Origin of the sequence: Lysinibacillus sp. JK80 (assembly GCF_027557635.1) — a bacterium.
GTDB lineage: Bacteria > Bacillota > Bacilli > Bacillales_A > Planococcaceae > Lysinibacillus > Lysinibacillus capsici.
Genome location: NZ_CP058997.1, coordinates 208,790 through 230,226, shown reverse-complemented (window position 1 = coordinate 230,226; position 21,437 = coordinate 208,790). Strand labels below are relative to the sequence as shown.

The 21,437-nt window shown below is 33.0% G+C and carries 24 protein-coding genes and 2 pseudogenes; 1 reads left to right on the top strand and 25 read right to left on the bottom strand.

What is annotated here, in order from left to right; genetic code table 11:
- Nucleotides 1–68: 68 nt before the first annotated feature.
- The 12 genes and pseudogenes from HXV90_RS01200 to HXV90_RS01145 form a co-directional block, all read right to left on the bottom strand.
- Nucleotides 69–1,370: a hypothetical protein gene (locus HXV90_RS01200; protein WP_269898189.1), complete on the bottom strand. Its 1,302-nt coding sequence runs from the start codon at nucleotides 1,368–1,370 to the stop codon at nucleotides 69–71.
- Nucleotides 1,371–1,523: 153 nt separating this feature from the next.
- The gene (locus HXV90_RS01195) at nucleotides 1,524–2,552 is read right to left on the bottom strand and encodes a hypothetical protein (RefSeq protein WP_269898188.1); all 1,029 of its coding nucleotides are present in this window, start codon (nucleotides 2,550–2,552) and stop codon (nucleotides 1,524–1,526) included.
- Between the two features lie 205 nt (nucleotides 2,553–2,757).
- Nucleotides 2,758–4,092 carry a hypothetical protein gene (locus HXV90_RS01190; RefSeq protein ID WP_269898187.1) on the bottom strand — a complete coding sequence of 445 codons (1,335 nt, stop codon included), beginning with the start codon at nucleotides 4,090–4,092 and terminating at the stop codon, nucleotides 2,758–2,760.
- A gap of 151 nt (nucleotides 4,093–4,243) precedes the next feature.
- Nucleotides 4,244–4,369, bottom strand: coding sequence for a hypothetical protein (locus HXV90_RS01185; protein ID WP_269898186.1), 126 nt, complete (start codon nucleotides 4,367–4,369; stop codon nucleotides 4,244–4,246).
- Nucleotides 4,370–4,743: 374 nt separating this feature from the next.
- The gene (locus HXV90_RS01180; protein WP_269898185.1) at nucleotides 4,744–4,962 is read right to left on the bottom strand and encodes a sensor histidine kinase; all 219 of its coding nucleotides are present in this window, start codon (nucleotides 4,960–4,962) and stop codon (nucleotides 4,744–4,746) included.
- A gap of 34 nt (nucleotides 4,963–4,996) precedes the next feature.
- Nucleotides 4,997–5,878, bottom strand: a complete 882-nt coding sequence (locus HXV90_RS01175; protein ID WP_269898184.1) for a sensor histidine kinase — start codon at nucleotides 5,876–5,878, stop codon at nucleotides 4,997–4,999.
- Nucleotides 5,879–6,713: 835 nt separating this feature from the next.
- The gene (locus tag HXV90_RS01170; RefSeq protein ID WP_269898183.1) at nucleotides 6,714–6,962 is read right to left on the bottom strand and encodes a hypothetical protein; all 249 of its coding nucleotides are present in this window, start codon (nucleotides 6,960–6,962) and stop codon (nucleotides 6,714–6,716) included.
- Complete coding sequence (comX, locus tag HXV90_RS01165) at nucleotides 6,953–7,111, bottom strand: competence pheromone ComX (protein WP_048392269.1); 159 nt, start codon at nucleotides 7,109–7,111, stop codon at nucleotides 6,953–6,955. The genes HXV90_RS01170 and comX overlap by 10 nt, the downstream gene beginning before the upstream one ends.
- 395 nt (nucleotides 7,112–7,506) lie before the next feature.
- Nucleotides 7,507–7,629, bottom strand: coding sequence for a hypothetical protein (locus tag HXV90_RS01160; protein WP_269898182.1), 123 nt, complete (start codon nucleotides 7,627–7,629; stop codon nucleotides 7,507–7,509).
- A 165-nt stretch (nucleotides 7,630–7,794) separates the two neighbouring features.
- A pseudogene (locus HXV90_RS01155) lies at nucleotides 7,795–8,738 on the bottom strand (ADP-ribosylglycohydrolase family protein).
- Nucleotides 8,739–8,768: 30 nt separating this feature from the next.
- Nucleotides 8,769–9,539, bottom strand: coding sequence for a macro domain-containing protein (locus HXV90_RS01150; protein WP_269898181.1), 771 nt, complete (start codon nucleotides 9,537–9,539; stop codon nucleotides 8,769–8,771).
- 442 nt (nucleotides 9,540–9,981) lie between these two features.
- A complete protein-coding gene (locus tag HXV90_RS01145; protein ID WP_269898180.1) occupies nucleotides 9,982–10,380 on the bottom strand; it encodes a hypothetical protein in 399 nt (132 codons plus the stop codon).
- 1,350 nt (nucleotides 10,381–11,730) lie between these two features.
- On the opposite strand from HXV90_RS01145, the gene HXV90_RS01140 reads away from it, so the two are divergent.
- Entirely contained in the window at nucleotides 11,731–12,084 is a 354-nt protein-coding gene (locus HXV90_RS01140) for a hypothetical protein (protein ID WP_004233069.1), read from the top strand.
- Between the two features lie 264 nt (nucleotides 12,085–12,348).
- Here the strand turns inward: HXV90_RS01140 and HXV90_RS23470 are convergent, their stop codons facing one another.
- The 13 genes and pseudogenes from HXV90_RS23470 to HXV90_RS01090 form a co-directional block, all read right to left on the bottom strand.
- Nucleotides 12,349–12,534, bottom strand: coding sequence for an imm11 family protein (locus HXV90_RS23470; RefSeq protein ID WP_347722647.1), 186 nt, complete (start codon nucleotides 12,532–12,534; stop codon nucleotides 12,349–12,351).
- Nucleotides 12,535–13,001: 467 nt separating this feature from the next.
- Nucleotides 13,002–13,535, bottom strand: coding sequence for an SMI1/KNR4 family protein (locus HXV90_RS01135; RefSeq protein WP_269898179.1), 534 nt, complete (start codon nucleotides 13,533–13,535; stop codon nucleotides 13,002–13,004).
- On the bottom strand, nucleotides 13,536–14,606 hold the full coding sequence (locus HXV90_RS01130) for an RHS repeat domain-containing protein (RefSeq protein WP_269898178.1): 1,071 nt from the start codon (nucleotides 14,604–14,606) through the stop codon (nucleotides 13,536–13,538). It abuts the gene before it with no gap.
- 414 nt (nucleotides 14,607–15,020) lie between these two features.
- On the bottom strand, nucleotides 15,021–15,479 hold the full coding sequence (locus tag HXV90_RS01125) for an Imm44 family immunity protein (protein WP_269898177.1): 459 nt from the start codon (nucleotides 15,477–15,479) through the stop codon (nucleotides 15,021–15,023).
- A gap of 25 nt (nucleotides 15,480–15,504) precedes the next feature.
- Complete coding sequence (locus tag HXV90_RS01120) at nucleotides 15,505–16,017, bottom strand: RHS repeat-associated core domain-containing protein (RefSeq protein WP_269898176.1); 513 nt, start codon at nucleotides 16,015–16,017, stop codon at nucleotides 15,505–15,507.
- Nucleotides 16,018–16,515: 498 nt separating this feature from the next.
- Nucleotides 16,516–16,725, bottom strand: coding sequence for a hypothetical protein (locus HXV90_RS01115; protein WP_269898175.1), 210 nt, complete (start codon nucleotides 16,723–16,725; stop codon nucleotides 16,516–16,518).
- Nucleotides 16,726–16,757: 32 nt separating this feature from the next.
- Complete coding sequence (locus HXV90_RS01110) at nucleotides 16,758–16,964, bottom strand: SMI1/KNR4 family protein (protein WP_269898174.1); 207 nt, start codon at nucleotides 16,962–16,964, stop codon at nucleotides 16,758–16,760.
- Between the two features lie 413 nt (nucleotides 16,965–17,377).
- Nucleotides 17,378–17,518, bottom strand: coding sequence for an RHS repeat-associated core domain-containing protein (locus tag HXV90_RS23465; RefSeq protein ID WP_442916328.1), 141 nt, complete (start codon nucleotides 17,516–17,518; stop codon nucleotides 17,378–17,380).
- Between the two features lie 655 nt (nucleotides 17,519–18,173).
- Nucleotides 18,174–18,365: a hypothetical protein gene (locus tag HXV90_RS01105; protein WP_269898173.1), complete on the bottom strand. Its 192-nt coding sequence runs from the start codon at nucleotides 18,363–18,365 to the stop codon at nucleotides 18,174–18,176.
- Between the two features lie 26 nt (nucleotides 18,366–18,391).
- Nucleotides 18,392–18,892, bottom strand: coding sequence for a hypothetical protein (locus HXV90_RS01100; protein ID WP_269898172.1), 501 nt, complete (start codon nucleotides 18,890–18,892; stop codon nucleotides 18,392–18,394).
- A gap of 404 nt (nucleotides 18,893–19,296) precedes the next feature.
- On the bottom strand, nucleotides 19,297–19,614 hold the full coding sequence (locus tag HXV90_RS01095) for an RHS repeat domain-containing protein (RefSeq protein ID WP_269898171.1): 318 nt from the start codon (nucleotides 19,612–19,614) through the stop codon (nucleotides 19,297–19,299).
- Between the two features lie 2 nt (nucleotides 19,615–19,616).
- Nucleotides 19,617–19,727: pseudogene (locus HXV90_RS23460) on the bottom strand (hypothetical protein); the annotation flags it as partial.
- A 570-nt stretch (nucleotides 19,728–20,297) separates the two neighbouring features.
- The gene (locus HXV90_RS01090; RefSeq protein ID WP_269898170.1) at nucleotides 20,298–20,627 is read right to left on the bottom strand and encodes an SMI1/KNR4 family protein; all 330 of its coding nucleotides are present in this window, start codon (nucleotides 20,625–20,627) and stop codon (nucleotides 20,298–20,300) included.
- Nucleotides 20,628–21,437: the final 810 nt, after the last annotated feature.

Here is a 21,437-nt window from a genome sequence, read left to right as displayed (position 1 = left end):
GTATTTAAGGCTTCAAAAAGCATAAAAAAATGTCCCACACCATTGATTGGTATGGGACATTTTTGTTTTTAGACAAGTTGATACATTTTAATAGGTCTGCCTCGAGTATGCTGCAATTCTTCCCCACAAATTCTCGCTAAATCTACATTACATAAATCTGCTACGATTCGTTGGGCATTTCTCTCGCTCATTTGCAGTTGTGTCGCTAAATCCTTTGTCGTAAAATGCTTCCAATGCATTTTTTGTACAAGTGCATGGATTTTCATATAGGTTTTAATACTAATATTCCCTTTTTTTAGTTTTTCTAAAATATAAGGGTCTTCTGCTCGGTAGGAATAGGATAGCTCTTCTACATTCCCTACCGATTCAATAATGGTGCCATCATCCTGTATCATCACGATGTCAATAGCCTCGTTTTCCTTCGTCTGTCTTAGTCCTCGGTGAGCATGTAACTCAGCATTGAACACTGTTTGAGCAAAGCCAATGCCTGCTGTCACCTTCGTCTCCATTTCAATCGACAACTGATACATTTTTTCCTGTAAAAATCGTATTTGCCCTTCAATCGCACCTCTTGTACTAAAGATCGTATATTTACCATTCCCCTCTTCAATAAGAGAGCCATCAATCTGTTCACAGAGCTGTAGTAGATTTTCCTTCGTACGCAATTCTAAATATTGAATACGATAGCCTTGCTTCATGCGCTCTTTTAATGAATCAAAGTCCTTAATTTCAAGCATGACTGCACCAATTTGTGTCTCTTTATAGTAGGACGTTTTGATCTTCTCTGTAAAAAGCTGAACTGTATGATAAATTTCTGTTTTTGTCGGGGAAACCCAATATGATGGAACTCCTCGCTTCTTCAGCTCTTCATCAACAGAGGGATAACAAGTAATCGCAAAATCAATTTTGCCCGCCTGCCAAAGACTATAGTGGAAATCAAATAGCTCTTGTGGATCAATAGCGACATCAAATTCCTTTAAATACATATGATGGACATTATGCTGAATCTCTGCAAGACTTTCTGAAGCCATTTGAGAAGGCGAAGGAATAATATCGATACTAACATTTTCTATAAACTTTTTTTGCTGATAGGATTGCTCTAAAAAACCCCGATAAATAGCCGCTTCGGAAAAAATAATATGGGTCAATTTATCTTTGGATACATTCGTTTGACTGGCAAGCTTATAAGGGATGTAACCAGAAAACAACCAGAAATCGACAGCCTGATTATGTGTCTCCACAAGATGCTTTGTTTCCGTCGCTATTTCATATATATACGGAATAAATTCCATATCCTGTTCGATTTCTCGTGCTAAGGCAATAATTCTTTCAACGGATTGAATGGGACCAACAACACCTATTTTATACATCTTTTGTTCCTACCTTCTTTGTGAAACTACAATCTTTATGTAAAAAATTTCTTCCTTTGTTGTACATAGTATAGCGGACAATCAAATTACTAGACAAATCTTATGTATAAAGAAAAGCCTCGAAAACTGTTCGAGGCCATCTGGAAGTAACAATTATTGCTCGGTTGGATACATGTTTGTATAGAGTAACTCTAATCTTTTAGAGAGCTTTCCATAGGCTGTTTGCCATGCTTTACGTGCAGCATCATTACTGCTCCCTGCTGGTTCGTATATAGCATGCACCTCTTCAACCTTCTTCAAGTCAGCCTCTGCTTGTGTGAGCTTCGAATAATTTTTAACAACCTTCTTATCAGCATCACTCAGAGCATCATAGGCTTTACGGATTTCACTTACTTTCTCCTGTAAACCATTGATATATTCACCTTTTACAAGAAGTGAATTGATGGATTCAATTAATGACAATGCATTTTCATTCGTTTGCTGTTGTCCTTTTTGCTTATCAATGATCAATTGTCTAGTTCCTGCATCAATCAGGCTCACTTGTTTAGATGTAAGCTTTTCATATGCCTTGATCACAGTGCTTGGATTTGAAGCAAAGGATTTCTCATAGGTCTTCATAAAGCTTTCCACTTTTTTCACGTCTGCAAGCGCAGTTTTTAAAATATCATAGTTCGTAATCAGTTTTTTCTCACTTGAACTAAGGCTACTATATTGTGTAGAAAGATTTTTAATACGTTCAATCGTTACGACATAGAGATTATTGGAAACAATTGTGGCAATATCATTATTTAGCTGTGTAATTTTCGATGCATTTTCATCTATATTTTGATTTTTTAATAAAGCTTCATATTGTTCTTTTGCTAAATGCTGCTGATTCGCAGGTAATTTCGCATAAGCTTTTTGCACTGTTTCAATTTTTTTAGCCTTTTTAGCAGCATCTGTTTCTTCTCTAGCAGTCTGTATTTTTTTATAGAATGATTTTACTCCTGTAATATCCTTATTTGCTGCTGTTAATAAATAATAATTTGTCACGTATTTTCTTGCAGCTGAAGACAATTTTTTATAGGATTCAGAAGCTGTATTAACAGCGGTTTCTAATTGATTGAATGAATATTTCGTAACATCCGCAAATTTGGCTATATCCGCCTTTAACGCCTCTGCTGCTGCTTTATCAGTAGGCACTTTACCATTGCCATCAACTGAAATCTTTGGCGTGTTTAGTAAAATTCTTCAGCATTATATACAAGTGATTGCTGTAAATTTGTAAGATTATTATAAGCTTTTAAAGTACTTGTATAGCTTGAATTAAGTTTACTTTCCGTTACACCAGTTGTTGCAGATAATTTTTGATAGGCATCCATATCTTTAATTACTTTTTCAGCTGCTTTTAAATCTTTCTGTAAGGTAACAAGACTATCGTAGCCATTAATTTGTGCTGCGGAGGCTTTGTTAAGCTCTTATATTCCTTGATCATTTGATTAACATTATTGACATGACTTTGCCATGAACCAGCAGACGGATTGAACGGATAAACATCATCGCTAATATAGCTATCTATAACATTATTTAAATTTATAATTTGGCTTTCTTCTGCACGTTCTGCTGTAGTCAAACGCTGCACATACACATCTGGCACTAATTTTAATTGTTTATACGTTAATTTTTCATAGGCTGTACGGATTGATTTAGCAGTCGTCACTTGTTTATTAGGCGTACTATTTGTAGCTAATTTATCAAATGATTTAATGAATTGCTCGACCTTTTTAATATCCGATTTAGCCTCAGACAAAATTGCTTGGTTTTGAACAGCGGCTCGGTAGCTTTGTGATAATTTCTCAATATCCGCTTCGATTGTCTTCACGCTCGCTTGTAAGGAATCAACATCCGAAGCTACATATTTCACAAGTGAATTCTCATAAGATAATAAATTAATAATAGCTTGATTGAGTTTTCTGACCTCTTTTATCTCTTCAAGATCATTTGGCTCGTTTAATAGTTTTTTAATGCTCGTATATAGGGTCTCATCTACATCTAAGCTACGCTGTAACAGATCTAGCTTATTATAAGCCTCTTCTAGTTCCTTTATTTCTTTTTCATTACTAGTCTCTATTTTGCTCCATTTTTCATTTAACTTAGTTATTAATTCAACATCAGCAAGTGCTCGCTTTAAGACATCATAATTAGACACATTACCTTTAGCTGCCGCTGATAAGGATTGATAGTTTTTTTCTAGTTCCGCAACTTTAGCACTAAATTCTGCTAAGCTTGATACATTGTATTTATTATCATTGACCAATAAAGCTTTAATCTCTTTCGTTAAAGTATCAGTGGGTTGTTTAGAGACTGTGATGGTATCAGATAGTTTAGATTCCGCAAAAGAAAGACCCACTTTTGCTTTGACAGTGACAGCAATATTTTTAATATCCTTTTCAATGGCATCCTTCGGAATCGTATATGTACTACCTGCAGCTCCCTCTATGATAGTAAAGGAGTTATCGCCTAATTTATAAAACCATTGATAACTATATGTAATTTGATCACTTTGCAATTTTGCACCATTCTTATCAGTTACAGTAATACCAGCCACTTTCACTGTTTCTCCAGGTGCTACAAAACCAGCGGATTGACCTTCTAACGTTGGAATGGTGATATCGAGCTCTAATGGCTGAATAGTGCGCGGTGCACTTTTAAATTTTTTACCGTCTGTCGTAGTTGCTTCCACAAAAATGCTTTTTCCAGCTGCTTCAACGGGCACTTTTAAGGAAATAGATGTTGCTCCAGAGATGGGCTTATTTGTTGAACCCTCTTCACCAGTAATTTCTTCTAGATAATACCATTGATAGGCATTGACGATTGTATCATTTGGTAATTTTCTACTTTAATGTTGCATTGACAATATTTTCTCCAGTGACTGAAACTGTTTCGGCCGCACCTGCTACAGTGGGAACGATAAGTGCAACAGGAATAGCTGCTGCTGTTAAAAATAATTTTTTATTCAAATCTATTGACCTCCTCAATCCTTCTCCTGAATTATATCGGTCATATGGCCATAATTTCCTTGAATATTAGGTAAATACTCTAAAAAGTGTATTTTTTCCTGATTTACTATTTACCAAATAATATTTTTTGATAACATTTTATCATTTTTGATTATAAATAAATACTTTTCAAACAAAAGCCTTCTAACCCACATTCGTAGCCTCTACGAAGAGATTAAAAGGTGTTAAAAAATATATGCACTTATGCTTACGCTTCATCTGGTTATCCTCGTATCATATAAGTTGGTCGGGTCAGGGTCTTATAGGTATAGGGATTCGTATGTGGGTTTCACTTACTTGGATACGAATCGTCATCCCTTCTCCTACTTTGCTATCTAATGCGAATTTCCATTAAAAGCTTGAACGCGCTCCTGCATGCCTTGTATGCCCATAGAATCGGCAAGTAGAATATCATCTATATTACAACCAACACCATCATCGCTATACAAAATTTGGAATCCCTCTTCGGTGCCCAGTAAATGTATTTCAACTGTATTAGCATAGGAATGTTTTAACGCATTGTTTAATAATTCTTGAAACAGTCGATAAATCATTAAATTTAAACGCTCATCCTCTAAATAGAGGCGGTCAATCGTATATCAAAACAAAATTAGCCCGTTTATGAATTTTCTGTATTAATTTTTCAAGGGCTGCATTTAAGCCCAATGTATCTAATAGAGGTGGCTTTAAGTTTTCGCAGTAGCCCCTCAAATCATTCAGAGAGATAATCATATGTTCATGAAGCTTTATAAGTTTAGATGGGATCTCCTCTTTTTCTTTTGTATGCATGAGGACATCCATTTCCCTTGCAATGTGCAGTTGTTCTTGTAAAATCGTATCATGAAGTTCCTGTGCTAACTGATATTTTTCTTCCTCGAACCTTAGCCAGAGTAATTTATTGAGCCATGGTAGCTGTCGATTATCAGCTTCTTTCATATGCTTTAACTGATTTAAAAGCTCCTCAACCATTTTTGTGTTTTCAATAAAATTATTTAAATAGAGCAGCAATAATTCTAGCCATAGCAGTTCCTCGTCCTTGAGATAAATCGTTTTATTATGATCCACAACAAGGATTCGTTTATAGTTCACATCCTGATGAATAAAGGCGATATAGAAATGATCTGTCTTCTTTATATCTCCCAAGCCTAATCGTTCGACTAGTACCTCATCTATTTGATGCTGCGTGTATTCTTTTGATTTATTTGTTAAGGTAACTTGATGTGTTTGAAAATCATATGTGAGCACATACACACTTTCCATTTCAAGCTGAACCACAACCTCTTGTACAAATTTCTCCAATAAGTCCTCAATCTTCACCACTCTACCAATACTCTCAACGGTCGTATACAAGCGGTGGATGTAGTCGCCTTTTGTAGAAAATAAAATTTTCCGCTTACGATAATCAATCCGCTCTTTAATGTAGAACAACGCCATTAACGATAGAAAGGCAAAAAAGAAAATCTCTGTCATGCGCGAAACTGATAAATCTGCAAATAAATATAAACCGATTAACAGCCATATCGTAAAGCCAAATGAGAAATTAAATAATAACGCAATCGAGAAATGAAATACTCCATATCAAAAATACGTTCAGTGAGTTGTGTGAAAATGAAGCTGAATGGAATTAGTAAAAGAAATATGGAACTTATATCTGCCGAAAGAATTTGCCTATGAAAAAAAGTCTCAGGTAACGCATATAGAAATAAGAAAGGTATAAATGGAATAATAATACTACTAATAAGTATTTTAAGTTTTGGCACTCTATATATAATATAACTAATAATCATAATGCTAAGAATGGCTACTAGTAATAAGAAAAATATGCCCAAAATAATACTTGAAACTAGAGAATGAGTCGTCAAAGACTATACCGAAGATACTTAGAATTACTACAGTTAGAGGAAGTATATATAATACCTTAATATTTTTTAACAACGGCCATTTTATATTTAGAAAGCTAAAATACTCTTTTAAAAAATGTAATAAAAGAACTAGGCAGAGTAGCATACTACCGCGATTAACATAATTCCAAAATTATTTAAGATACCAGAGGCACCTAAGCTTACATATGCTAATGATACAGTTAATATAAACAATATCAATAAATCCAATAATGGCGTATTTCTTTGTTTAAAATATAAATACAATGAAATCATTAAAGTTAAGAAAAAGTAACACGTTGGTACTATAAATACAAAATAAAAATACTCAGGAATAGCTAATGGTTTTATTTGGATGTGAACCAAATTCCCATTAGGTTGCCTTATGGTTAAACTCTTTGCTTCCCTGATAATATATTCACTTTTTATAATGGAATGTCGTTTATTTTATTTCCATCGATTTTTACTACATTATCTCCAGGAGTTATTTGTCGTTCTGCTGCCCAGTCTTTATAATAAAAATCCGTTACAAGCCATTGTTCATTCTCTTTTTTTATTTTTATACCTAAAAATGAAGTGCTATAAGTAATAAATAATAAATAAACACCCAACATTAAATAGATACTTATAGCACTCAAAAACCATTTTTCTTTTATTTTTAATTTTAGTTCCACAGTCCCCACTCAGGACCTAACTTTTCTTCAAAAGAATCTAATATTGCTTTTTGTTCAAGTTCTGTTACTCCAATGAGAGAAGCTTTTTTTTCTTTTAACAATGTCACCAACGTCGGGTTTTGCTCTAAATATTGAATCATGTTAATCATTAAAATCGCCTCATTTCTTCATTTTTTTAATTTATAGTCACTATTTTTTGCCAATAATTCCTCTTAATAAGGAATTATTAACCATTTATGTAACTGTATTTTCATTATACTACCTCTCTCTAATAATTCAACATAATTTTCTAAAAAATTCAAAAAATAATAGATTACGTATATTTTGCTTTATTTTCAATTTTTTTCACCAAAAGTAGACATAGAAAACAATATGAAAAAGCTCCTTCCTTCTAGTAGGAAAGCTTTTTCATTTTTCTCTTTTGCTAATACTGACACCCTTCTTGTAGCCACTTGTAGAAATCACAAGTAATCATGTTGCATGCTCTGGGTTCATATCACCACTATCTACTGCTAAAACACGATAATCCTCTGCCTTATGTCCATTAAAAAGACCATTCCTCCACTATCATCACCAATTGCAATATAGCCTTTGCATATTCCTCCACTTCCCAAGTCTGGTTTCTTTCTATCACTTCCTCTGTACCATAAATGATTACGCCGTTCATTAACGATAAACCGTTACTTTCCTTAATACAGAGTATACGCACTCGGAAGTTGGCAATTCAGCCTATGTTATATGTGTACAATTTGGTGATCTGTTGCTGGTGGATTTGCTGTATAGCTATTATGTATAGGTAACATGTCGTCACCGTCCTTTCCAATAAACTTTTTTACGTCTGCGCTGCACAAAATTTATAGAACGCCAGGATTAAGGCATCAACCTTTTGTTACTGACAATTTTACCTAACCATTCTTCTGGAATATTGTCCAACTGTTATACATTCCCGCGATCGATCCTGTAATTGCTGCAACGGTGTCCGTATCTTCTCCTAAATTAACTGCCGTCAGAATCGCTTCTTTAAATGTTGTAGAATTACCTACACACCAATAGCCGCTTCTAACGAATGAACAATATAGCCACTCGATTGAATCTCGTCTTCAGGCGTATTTAAAAAGTTTTCATGAAAAATCCTTGCATAAGCATTTAACTCTGCTTTCATTTCATTTTGTAAATTATTTTGGAGTAGTTCAAAGACCTCTTTTAAGGCCACTTCTAGTGAATTATTTCGGTATAAGCTTAATAATAGTTCAATGTAAATGATGGACCCTACTATGGAACGCGGATGACCATGAGTAATCTCTGTATACTGATGAACTAATTCTTTTCTTTTAATAAATCTAACTCATGCATTACCACGAATACTAAAGGAGCAATTCTCATTAACGTACCATTGCCATTATCAAACTCGCCCGTTTTACCACATTTTGCTGGCGGAACACCTTTTTTATAGTTCGAAACGGCTTCAGCTGTAGTAATTCCAATATCAAACATTTCGCCAAATGGTGTGAGATAGCCCTGCTCCATGTATTGTACAAATTTATTCATTAATGTTTTGGTATTCCCATTTTCAATAATGTTCTCGACCAGGCAGAGTGTTAAAGAAGTATCATCAGACCAAGTACCAGGTGGCTGATTGTAAGTACCGTACCCCATCACATCTTGCACATGGAAAGTCCCTCTTTGTTTAAACTCAACAGGTACGCCCATTAGATCACCGATAATCCCACCGTATAAAGTGTCAAACACCCGCTCCCTCAATTTTGTATCTACCATAGATGCCACCCCTAACTTTAATTTAATTTATCACAATTCAAAAACAGTACATTTAATTTTATAATAAATCAATTCCTCATTTATTATTTTTTCGATCTCTCTCCAATCTCCTCCAGCTAAACCTGAACCAATTTTAGGCATCTGTATCGATAATCTATTTTTTAAGGCAAACCTCGCAACTTTTCTTAAACATAAACGAAGCACATCATAATCAATATAGGTTGTACGATCTTTATCATTTTTCCTCACACCATGCTGTGCAAGCATATTGGCAACAAAAGTAGCTTTCTGCTGGTCTACACATACAAACTGAACCTCTCCTAACCCAAAAGTTTCTTTATCCTTCGACCATTTTACATAATCATTTTTAGCAATAGGGAATTGCTTTGATAAAGATAAAACAAAGCCTTTTCCCCATTTTCCTAAAATATTGACTACATGAATAATGAGTGTATGTTCTTCTAAAGGAAGAGATGCATCGCCCTTTAAGTAGTTTATTGGAGATTTGTTAGCTACAATTCCCTCCTGCCATTTGTTCTCAAAATCTAATCTTGTAATAGGTACACTATCGCTTACATCTAAACTATCGATATGTCCGTCATACAATAAAAATCCAATATCTTCGTTCCAATCGTGCAATGATGAAGAACAGTACATATCGTTTTTTATTATATTGATCTGCCTAGTTGCAACGCCATAATCAAATTCTGTATATAATTGACCATAACCTTTTAAAAATTCAATATTATCACATTTATAGTATAATAGACTATTATTAGTCCTTGCGTGACTCTCTACCACTGCTTACCTCCATTTCGGAATATCCAACTACATTTTTTCCATCAATATAAAATGGCTAAAAACTCTTTAATTCGCATATTTTTAACAATCAAACAATTCATTAGCCAATTGAGCAATTTCTTGAACGGCGTCTTCAATTCTGTTCCTTTTCACTGTTGAATTGCTTATTGTAGTAGTTTTGTTAAAGAATTTATTATTATGTTAATTCCACTTCCATAATCAATTTTCATAATTTAAATACACTTTCCCTTTTTATGAATAGTATAGCATTTCTAGGTATTTCACCTAATATGAAAACCTCAGCATCTTTCTTTGCATACCTAACAAGACAATACTGTTAAGTTTTGGCACTGTATAAATAAAAAAGACCACCTCGTATGAGATGGATACATCATTCATCTATTCAATTAAAGCACCACGTTTGTTGAACAAGGAATTTTGTTTACCCTTCAACAATTGCAAGATATTTTTTGATTTCTCTTTCAGATTCAACAATTAAAATATCTCCTCGTTCTTTGGTGGAAAAAATCTTTGTACCAACAGGAAGTTTATTCGACATCTCATCTCTAAAATCTGTATTAGCATCATTTTTTGTTTTTATTTCACCGATTTGAACATCTTTTGTTAAAGACAATTCTTCAACCCAATCAATATTAGCTTTGTAGATAACTCCATCATACTGAAAAAAATCAGCATCAGAAGCTAATGTTAAAACTTCTTCGGCATCTATACTGTCAATTGATACTGTTGTAGTTCCCCCTTGAATATTACATCCCATAATCATGAATAAAGCTAATGCGATCAAACCATAGAATAATTTTTTTATTTTCAATTTACCCACCTCTTTTATATAGACACCAATTATCTGATCTATACAAAGAAGCTATGGATCATTATATCGAAGGAAAATTATATAACTTTACAGTTGATGAAGTATTAGCAGGAGATTTGCAAACTAAAGAAATAAGAGTTAATCATAGATAATCAGAAATAATTGACTATGAAGAAACATCTGGTGATGAAATCATTTCTCCAGAAGGTATTTTAATAAAGGAACCGTCAGAAGTGACCATTCATAAATTAGAAAATAAGGATCCTTCATTCATATAACCAGAATACGGTAAAAAATACATTGTATTCTTAAAGAAAAGTTTTGATACCAACAATAATATCTACTTAAGAGCAATTGAACCTTATTTAATTAGTATTGATACCAATACAGTTAATAAAGCTGCTACATTAAATAGTAATCTAATCGATTATAATCCAGACGATTTTACAGATGATATAAATATAAGTGATACAACAACTCTCTCTATTTCAAATGAAGTTAATGGGCAAATAACTGATTTTATAGCAGGCAAGACACTAGAAGATTTAAAGAAAGAGATTAATATTTTAAAGAGTAAATAATAAACAAAACACTAATGCCTTCCGTTTAGAATTGGAAGCATTAGTGTTTTTTAAAGGTTCAATTATTATCCCTTTGAAACAGAAAAAGACTTGTAAAATCAAACACGTAAAAAAATTTACGGGTGATCCTTAATTAAAAATACTTCTGGAAATCCCCAAAAAATGTTAGAAAGAGCATAAGGGAAATCTAAATATCACTTGGGGCGATAGCAGATTTCCCTTATGCTCTTTCCTTTAAAATTCTTGTCCTCTCATTACTGCCTAATTCGAGATGGTTATATCAATAAATCTTGTATAATTTGTATTTTTTAAGTAAACTTTTCCTTGTTTTACTTTAAGTCCCTTCGTTCGATAGCTTTCAATTCAAGAAATTGATATTCTAATTAAGGTACCTTTTTATCCTTCTGTACTTTATTTGTATCTTTTTTCTTTACAATTCGAGCAAAGTGACAACAAAAATACTAAATGATTGATATATGATCGTTTGGCCATGAAACAGGATTAGCTTGTTTTGTTGGAGTCCCGTCAGATTTGTGTGGATTTACAACGTGAAGGAAAGAATTGTGACCCAACTGCGCTTTGGGAAGGTTTGATACGCTAAATTAATTGGATTTTTTTAGCAGTAATAGGGGATATAATGTATATTATTTCTCCTATATTAGTTATTCTTTTACCAATTAGACAAAATAACGTTCCCAAGTCCTCTACGAGGAAAGCTTTCCACGCTTTGGGTGCATTTTACGGCGCAGGTTTAAAACTAATAAAGGAGTAATGTAGCATGGGAGTTTCTGTTTATTACACTTGTATGAGAAACCATAACCTTACCAATAGTGAGGAGCAACAGATAACGGCTATCATTGATGAATACAATGCAGGTTTTGAAAGAAAGGATATTGGAGAAACATTTTGCGTTTATGACTATGATCAGGATGAACCAACAGTGATCTTTGCAGGTTCAACAAAGCTACCACTTTCAGATAATTTTGAAGATACATTGCATGTACTGTTTTATTGGTTGACCTGTTTAACAGATATTAGAAGAAGTATTTCTAATGGTGATTGGCATGTGCATCTAGATGATACGGATGCCATTTGGGATGAGGAAACAGGTTGGCGAATTACGGAATATTAGTACTCATATTCCCAATAAAGTGCTGGAAGGGTGCTTTAGTGCAACAAGGATTTATAACATATACATTCGTTCCCAAATGTAAGTTTGGAAATACACCGAAAAGCCACGAATGTTGTTACATCAATGTTTCGTGGTTTTATTATGAACATTTTTTATACACCTTTTTATACAGGCAACATAAACGCTGATGTAGCAGTATTTTTACTTACCTGGTTTATTCTTCACTTTGCATAAAATCCTTTATAAGGAAAATTTTAACATATGCTATTCATCTAACATTCTATGTCCTTTCCCTACTTTCATAAAACGCAATCCATTAATGCCGTTTTTTTCAATAAAAACTTTAAAATTTTGTGTACAGAAATAAAAATTGTTAATTCTAATATCTCTAAAAATAGTTTCATCTTCTATTTTTTCTAAATTAAATCTGATGTTTTCACCTCGCAGCATTGTAAGAGATTCTTGCATATCTAAACCATAAAATTAATTGATGTTAAAACATTTGTAACATTTATATATATTCGAGGTAAATAGCAAACAATCCACTAAGGAGAAGTTCCGTTATGAAAATTTTAATAACTTTGAACGTCCAAAGATAGATTAAACACTAAAAACACGACACATTAATTCTTCTCTAATACACAAAAACATAGGTAAAGAAGTGCTAATAGCGTCTTCTTACCTATGTTTGGAAATATTCATCATAAATATTTACTACTAGTTCAATTGTAGTAAAGCTCACAACTTCAGAAAGAATCTTGAAATCTTTAAGAAACAAAACATTAGGATAAATTGTACATCATCCTTACAACAACAATATCGTTTGTACAACCTAAAAATCCAGATAATCATGTAACGCTCTAGATGCCCTCGTAGTCTTATTTCCTCTTACACATGTTTCTGAAAACTATATTATCTTACTTAAGTTTTGCCTGAATATGCTTGCAAAAATCAAGAAATGAAGGTGCAACAATAATAGCATTCTCAGGGTCGTAACTTACTTCATAATCCATGTATTTAATTTCTCCTGTTTGAATATCAATCCAAAAATCATTATCTGCATGATTATCAGCAAAAGGAATATGAAATAGAACAAAGTCTTCAAATTCCTCAGAATAATCTATCCTTCTATCTTTTGCTCTTTCAATAGATGTTGTATAATCAGAATCTTCCTCATCTTCGATTAAGGGAATATGAAAAAAACTACCAATTTCTATAGAATAATAATCCTTATTTGAAGCTTCATAAAAATTATCAGGATAAATATATGCCCCTTTAGAAAACACACCACCATTAGTAGTAAGGTAAAACTTTATAAAATCTTTTTTACCTGGAAACTCATCAGGTACAATTTCATTTATTTGGGAAAGCGATATACTCTTCCAAGAATTCTCAAATAAAATATCATTATTAAAAAATTCATTAGAATTACTTTTAAAATTGTTGTTCATTTAGGTTACACACCCTCCTTTTAATTTATTTCTTCTTTTAGTTGCTTCCGCAACCGCTTCTGGCGAACCATATTTAAAACCTGTATCCTTTTTAAAGTCATCAGCCCCGCCTACATGTGGGTATTTATGGTATTCTTCGTGTACAAATTGCATTCTCATTGTATTCGTCTTAGGATCATAATCTATATGATGAGATCGATAATTTTTGCCTGGATCATTAATTCCAGCTTCTTTTGCAAGTGCGGCTCTATCATCAAAATATGATCCAGTTGCATCTATAGTAAATATACCATGTGGATTATTTGGACTTATAGTTTTAGGATGTATTACTCCTCCACCAGTAGAAAGAAAAATGATTGGTTGCCTTACTATTAATCCAAAGGGATCTATCATTGCATTTAGATCACTAACATAACCGTATAATGTAGGATTCCCACCCGCAAGTCCAATCGGATCAATCTCAGAAATTTTCTCTATTCGCCTACCTAATGAATCATACTTGAAAGTAACTTCCGTATTATCTGGCTTAATGACCTTCGACATCATGCCATTGCCATAATACTCGTACTTCCACGTATCTCCATTCTTTTCGACTTTCTCTATGAGGTTTCCTTCTTCATCATAAGAGAATTTGGCATCTTTCGTTTCAAGTAATCTACTACCAGGGCCGTAAACGCGATCTGATTTGTCTTTTGCTTCATATAGATTGCCGACATCATCAACGCTACGGTATAAGAAATCAAATTTACTATCTTGATTGGCCCAGACGAGGTTACTGAATTCGTCGTATCCATACGTTACTTTTACACCGGTTAGCTCATTGACCATGCTGCGTAATTGGTGATTCACATCCCAATTATACACGCGTCTTCGCGTATTTCGGCTTTGACTACTTACGCGATGGTGTGTTGGTCTACCTGTGATATCATATTGCCATTTACTGATGACATCCCCTGGCAGGATTCGCTCAATCTCTTGCCCGAGTTCATTGTATTGCATCGAGGCTGTCCACTGGCCTTGCTCGGATCGAGAGGCAGTCATTTGTAAGATATTGCCCAGCTCATTACGCATGACATCGATTTTGGCACCGAGGCTGCTTGTTATTTGGGAGCGATTGCCTAACTCGTCATAGCTACTGGCAATCCACTGGTCATTTTGCCACTCCTTGATGACTTGGCCGGACAGGTCTCGTTCTAGTTTGACGGTTACATGCTCGTTTTTAGATTTCATTAATGCGCTGTTTTTTTATAGGAAAATGTCTCCCAGGCTTTGATGGTTTTAACAAAAGTATAGTCTTATTGAATTTTCACACTTAAAAACCAACATTTTTTACAAAATAAAAATGAAAGATAGTAAAATAAATACACAAAAAAAACATATATAAAGGAAGACTACAACGTCTTCTTTACATATGTTTTTAATTTCTTTATTCGGTCAAATAAAATTCTATTTAGGTTCTTGCCATAATGTTAAGCTAAAATATCTTTATTTATCAAGGTCTACTGACCAATCAATCTCTTCATTAAACCAATTACACAATTTTGTTGAACCATTATCCATTTTCAATGGAATCTCTCTTGCCCACATTTTAATGTCACTTATGAACATCTCTTTTTCAAGCCCTTCAAAGTTATGTTTTTCTAACGCAGTGTTTAGAAACTCTAAAAATAGATTCCCCAAATAATACCTTTGCTCTACTTTATACATTTTTTCATATTCTTCTACCTTAACTGCAATATCGATTGTAAGATATTTATCTTTTTTAGTATATCTAATAAATGACTTTCTTCCATATGATTCAGGTAAGCATCTAAAGGCTATTCCAATCGAAACATCGACATCCTTATACTTTGAATTTATATTAGACTCCAATGCATTTCTTAATTCACTAGCTAATTCACCAACTCTCGCACCTGCAGTATCTGAAACTATTGAAAAATTCATACAACACACTCCTTCTATAACTTATTTAGTGTCTACACTTATTACCCGGAGGTAAAAATCCTTTCCATTGTTCATAACCCCTGATTTTCATATTTTCATGATATTTTACAGTTCCATTTGATACGTTTGAATGCAGAACTTTCATCTCAACACCCTTACTATTAAGATATTTTTGGGTATATCTTGATGAAGCATTTTTTGAAGTTCCGATCTTCCAAAGTTCTCCTTCCTTTAAAAACATTTGACCAACCGGATTTTTCTTACCCCATTCCATTACATCGTACCAACCATCCTGCTTTGCAATTAATGCATATAGTTCATCTAGACCAAACGGGTCTATTTTGAAATTTGTATTATTCACATAACCATAAAGAGTAGGATTCCCACCCGCAAGTCCAATCGGGTCAATTTGAGTATAATTCCCTTGCTCTGGGTCATAGTATCGGAATCGGTTATAATACAATCCAATTTCTACATCATCATACTGACCTTGATATCTAAATGGAATAAAGTCTTTCTCACCAGTAAACTCTTTCACTCGTCCATAAATATCAAGCTGAGCATACCAAACCCTATTCCCTTTTTCATCATAGGCTTCAACAGGCGTTCCAAGATAATCACTAAAATACTGTAATGACCTTCACTCGTAATCTTTGCAGAAGGGACGAAGCTATCATTGAACACCCATGTAACTAGATTATCTGCTATAACGGTATCAGTTTGTGAAGAATTCAGATTTTCTAAAGTATCTGCAGCATTCTACGTGGAATACTCATGTAGAATCGTATTGCCATCCATACAAAATGAGTTGCCTTATCCTTTATTAATACAATTATAAAAAAATTGTTTTTTACTTTTTGTATGTTACAAGTATTTTTTTGTTATTTTACCAAAAAGCCAGAAATAAGTTTTCAAATAATACAAAAACATATGTAAAGTAAAATCTTATACATTTACTTTACATATGTCTCAAAATTTTTTAAATCAGTAATAGTACTTTTTCTTAATTTAATATTACTCTTATTTATTAAACTTTTTAATATTTCCGTTCTTCCTCTTCCTCATCTAGTAAGTAATTAAAAAAGTCAGAAAAGTACTCCCATACATCTGGTTTAGAAATAAAATCCTGCATTTCTAATTTAGTTACTTCTACAGAATCAAGCCACATAATTGATGGTTTTTTCTCAGTATCCATAACAATAATACTTTCAGCTTCTTCAGCAATTACAATAAATCTGATCGGCAAACCAACTGCTTCTCGGATTCTTATAGTTTCGCTTATAAATTAGTTGGCTCAGAAAATAGAAAAGAATGGATATCTATCCCACCAACAATACCTCCACTGTAAAAGCCGGATATTTCACGGAAATCACTAGGTAGCTTTATTTGAAGTTCATTTTCAATTTTATCTAAATCCTCTTTAGAAACTCCATCAATATCATATAAAGCTTGATATTTATTTCGTAATTCATTCATATCTTTCATATTTTATTTACCTCCAAAATTCTATTTTTTACATCGTGTTTTAAAATATTCTCTAGTATCAACATTAAATTGAGGTCTATTTATTGGATAAATAGGATGTGGCTTGTTTCTTCCAAATTGGCTATGCATATATCCTGCCCATATTTTCCTACTCCATGATATCGAGTACTTGCCGCTACTAATGCTCCCCTCGAATCTTGACCTAAGTGATGTAAAGTTACAAAGCTACCTTCAGCAAGTTGAGGCTAATCCATATTTATTCGCCGCATTCTCTATTTGTCATTCCTTTCCCCTTTGCACTACCAAGTGTTCTTACTTTTCCCAGTCGATATCATCCCTTTGATATACATCATATGTTTGTTTTAGTACCCTTTGGTCGGTCGAGTTGCGGTCAACTAATTTTTTCTAATTTATCAACCCAAATGGATCAATCCCATAAGCGGATCTCTACATACCCATACAGCGTTTGGTTTATTCCCTGCAAGCCCAATTGGGTCTGGCTGAGTATACATCCCCACATCTGAGTCGTAGTATCGGAATCGGTTATAATACAATCCAATTTCTACATCTTCATACTGCCCTTGATATCTAAATGGAATAAATTCAGAACAAGATGAATCTCGCTCAAGCTTGAAGATTGCATGTTCATTTCTCAGTCTCTATTAACAGACTGTTTTCCCAAACATTTCTTAAATGCAACCGAATGAAAATTGTTCGATTACGCGATGGTATGAAAAAAGAAGGCTTAAGCGCCTTCTTTTTTATATTTTTACTATTTTTATCTAACTATGAATATTGCCAATATCATAATATGGATTCTAATTGATACTAAGTATTTCTCTTATTATATTTAAAATTACAACTTTACCCCTATATACAGTTATACCCGTCTATATTAACTTATACCTTCCGTCTTCCCTAGATTATTAACCTTCTAATTCATTAAACGCAACCAATATTTTCAATAGTCCAAACTTCAATATTAAAGTCATAATAAACATATTTCTTCCCATTCAACTTCAGATAACTGTTTACAATTTTCATGTTTTAGGTAAAAAGGTAAATACTACTTTAAAACAAAAAAAACGATTATGATTAGCCTGGAATTTTCCTGAATTTTTCGACCTATCTATTTCGGGCTTTATAAGCCTCTTTTTTATAAATTAAATTCCTCTATATTTTAGTTTCTAATGAATACACTATATTGATTTATTTCTGCTCAATCCTTACTTTTGCACCTAAAGAAATAAAGTACTCAGCTAAAACTAAATTTTCTCCATATCCCGCAGCTATTAGAAATCCATTATTATTTAAACCGTTTCGTATCTCATCAAGTGATAGTCCTGTTTCTTTTTTTAATGCTAGTATCACTTTTGATTTATTTTCACCTGGATTATCCATATACACAAATTTTTTTTTTGCTTTTTCTATATCCGTTGCTCAATTGGAGCAAAATTATCTTTTGATTTTTCAATAGGAAGAAATTCGCATATAACCCTAATTTCCTCCTCACTTAACTTAACTTTCCACTCTTTCTCCATTAAATCATAAAAATCAGATTGATATTCACCTCTTTTATAGTATTTATTATCGTGTTTATCAAGCCAAACAGATAGAAAATAGTCAAATTTTTCTAGTGAATCCACTAGTAGTTTTGGGGAAAAATCTTCTCCAACATAATCGTAATAAATTGGAGTTTCTACTTTACTTATATCGGCAATCACTGGATTTCCACTCCAACTGGAAATAATAATCCAATTTTCACGCCATTTCATTGTCTTTGAAATATCTATCCAACCTTTATCATCTCTAATAAACCTGTAACCTTCTAACGCAACTGTTAGATTTTCTATACCAAATATATAGAAATCGTTAGTCCAATAAAACATTATATCTTTAGATTTTGGTAAATCACTGTACCATTTCAAAAGTGCTTGGCTTAAAATTGGGAGTTTGAAAATTTTTCCTAACTCCCGTTTAGTTTTCTGTAGATGTTCCTAAACATTTTATCTTATTGGCATTTTCTTGCTTAGAAATTGAACGAGCTAGATACTTCATCGTTTTTTACAGCTCCTTTCACTGTTATATCTATCTATCATTGCTTGGCGATCAATTAGTCTACCAGTAGTTGCATTAGTATAACTTCCTCTATGACCTCTCTCACCATATAAATGTTCATTATATCCTCCACATGTTTAGCATTAGGTAAAAATCTAATATTTCTTGGATCTCCCTTCCAAGCATTCCCTAAAGCCCCGTTCTTATGATTAGTAATATGATGTCCTGTATAACCACTCACTTTTCACGGCTTTTTAGTTCTTCTATTTCAGCTTCATCCCAAGGATGAGATCCACTCCCTGTTTTTTTCAACCAATTCTTTTTCTAATTCCCAAGCACGTTCTATACCTTGATAATACGATCCATTTATTGGTGTTACTTTTGTTGGTTTATACATAATTAAGTTCAATTCTGATAAATCTACACCTGGAAGCATTGGAGATTTAGGGGCTAGACCAAATATATCGAATGAATTATTTGGGTTCCCGACATAACCATACAAAGTAGGATTTCCACCCGCAAGTCCAATCGGGTCAATTTGAGTATAATTCCCTTGCTCTGGGTCATAGTATCGGAATCGGTTATAATACAATCCTATTCCACATCTTCATACTGCCCTTGATAACGGAATGGAATGAAGTCTTTCTCACCAGTAAACTCTTTCACTCGTCCATAAATATCAAGCTGAGCATACCAAACCCTATCCCCTTTTTCATCATAGGCTTCAACAGGCGTTCCGAGAAATCAGTAAAAATACTGTAATGACCTTCACTCGTAATCTTTGCAGAAGGGACGAAGCTATCATTGAATACCCATGTAACTAGATTATCTGCTATAGCAGTATCGGTTTGTGAAGAATTTAGATTGTCTAAAGTATCTGCAACATTCTGCGTGGAATACTCATGTAGAATCGTATTGCCATCCATACAAAATGAGTTGGCTTATCCTTTATTAATACAATTATAAAAAAATTGTTTTTTACTTTTTGTATGTTACAAGTATTTTTTGTTATTTTACCAAAAAGCCAGATATAAGTTTTCAAATAATACAAAAACATATGTAAAGTAAAATCTAATACATTTACTTTACATATGTCTCGTTTAAATCAGTAATAGTACTTTTTCTTAATTTAATATTACTCTTATTTATTAACTTTTTAATATTTCCGTTCTTCCTCTTCCTCATCTAGTAAGTAATTAAAAAGTCAAAAAGTCCTCCCATACATCTGGTTTAGAAATAAAATCCTGCATTTCTAATTTAGTTACTTCTACAGAATCAAGCCACATAATTGATGGTTTTTTTTTCAGTATCCATAACAATAATACTTTCAGCTTCTTCAGCAATTACAATAAATCTGTTCGGCAAACCAACTGCTTCTCGGATTCTTATAGTTTCGCTTATAAAATTAGTTGGCTCAGAAAATAGAAAAGAATGGATATCTATCCCACCAACAATACCTCCACTGTAAAAGCCAGATATTTCACGGAAATCACTAGGTAGCTTTATTTGAAGTTCATTTTCAATTTTATCTAAATCCTCTTTAGAAACTCCATCAATATCATATAAAGCTTTATATTTATTTCGTAATTCATTCATATCTTTCATATCTTATTTACCTCCAAAATTCTATTTTTTACATCGTGTTTTAAAATATCTCTAGTATCAACATTAAATTGAGGTCTATTTATTGGATAAATAGGTGTGGCTTGTTTCTTCCAAATTGGCTATGCAATATATCCTGCCCATATTTTCCTACTCCATGATATCGAGTACTTGCCTCTACAAATGCTCCCCTCAAATCTTGACCTAAGTGATGTAAAGTTACTATAATTAACAACTAAAAGACAATTAAGTTGTATCTGATTAATCTCCCAACATCTCTTTTACTCTATTTTGAAATACCATTCTAAAAATACATTGAAGTCTTTCCGATGTATCTTAGTTTACCTTCTAAAAAATTCACCCATTTTTCACCTAATTCGAGTTCAAGAACATCTCCAGTTTATATAATAAAAACTCTCCTTCTGTCTCAAAATCATCTAATGGAATATACTCTTTTGGTAAATTTAGTTTATTCCATGGCATATTTATGTTACTTTCATAGTCAGAATATACACTGAAGCTCAACAAGCATCTTTCGTTTCTAGTTTATCTGCTTTTAGCTCAATTAATTTTTACATCCTTAAAACTTCTCACTTAGCAATAATATTATTGCTTCAGACTGTAGACAAAGTCGATTTTTTCTACTTTGTCTATTATTTTTAAATTAGGCGGCTATAAGCACAATTCTTTTTAGATTTTCAAACCCCTTTATTTCAAGGATTCAGAAATACATTTGAACATAGAAAACTAAAATCAAATGCCGACATATGATAACCTTTTGTTACGAATTTAGTTTGTCGACACTCTAATAAA

Bases quoted from the DNA above. Each gene is read 5' to 3' on its own strand.
- HXV90_RS01125 (WP_269898177.1), bottom strand. From the start codon at position 15,479: ATGAATTTTTCAATAGTTTCAGATACTGCAGGTGCGAGAGTTGGTGAA.
- HXV90_RS01130 (WP_269898178.1), bottom strand. From the start codon at position 14,606: ATGCGTAATGAGCTGGGCAATATCTTACAAATGACTGCCTCTCGATCC.
- HXV90_RS01105 (WP_269898173.1), bottom strand. From the start codon at position 18,365: ATGGATAATCCAGGTGAAAATAAATCAAAAGTGATACTAGCATTAAAA.
- HXV90_RS01175 (WP_269898184.1), bottom strand. From the start codon at position 5,878: ATGACAGAGATTTTCTTTTTTGCCTTTCTATCGTTAATGGCGTTGTTC.
- HXV90_RS01090 (WP_269898170.1), bottom strand. From the start codon at position 20,627: ATGAAAGATATGAATGAATTACGAAATAAATATAAAGCTTTATATGAT.
- HXV90_RS01160 (WP_269898182.1), bottom strand. From the start codon at position 7,629: ATGAACGGCGTAATCATTTATGGTACAGAGGAAGTGATAGAAAGAAAC.
- HXV90_RS23470 (WP_347722647.1), bottom strand. From the start codon at position 12,534: ATGCTGCGAGGTGAAAACATCAGATTTAATTTAGAAAAAATAGAAGAT.
- comX (WP_048392269.1), bottom strand. From the start codon at position 7,111: ATGATTAACATGATTCAATATTTAGAGCAAAACCCGACGTTGGTGACA.
- HXV90_RS01180 (WP_269898185.1), bottom strand. From the start codon at position 4,962: ATGATTTATCGACTGTTTCAAGAATTATTAAACAATGCGTTAAAACAT.
- HXV90_RS01140 (WP_004233069.1), top strand. From the start codon at position 11,731: ATGGGAGTTTCTGTTTATTACACTTGTATGAGAAACCATAACCTTACC.
- HXV90_RS01135 (WP_269898179.1), bottom strand. From the start codon at position 13,535: ATGAACAACAATTTTAAAAGTAATTCTAATGAATTTTTTAATAATGAT.
- HXV90_RS01110 (WP_269898174.1), bottom strand. From the start codon at position 16,964: ATGAAAGATATGAATGAATTACGAAATAAATATCAAGCTTTATATGAT.
- HXV90_RS01200 (WP_269898189.1), bottom strand. From the start codon at position 1,370: ATGTATAAAATAGGTGTTGTTGGTCCCATTCAATCCGTTGAAAGAATT.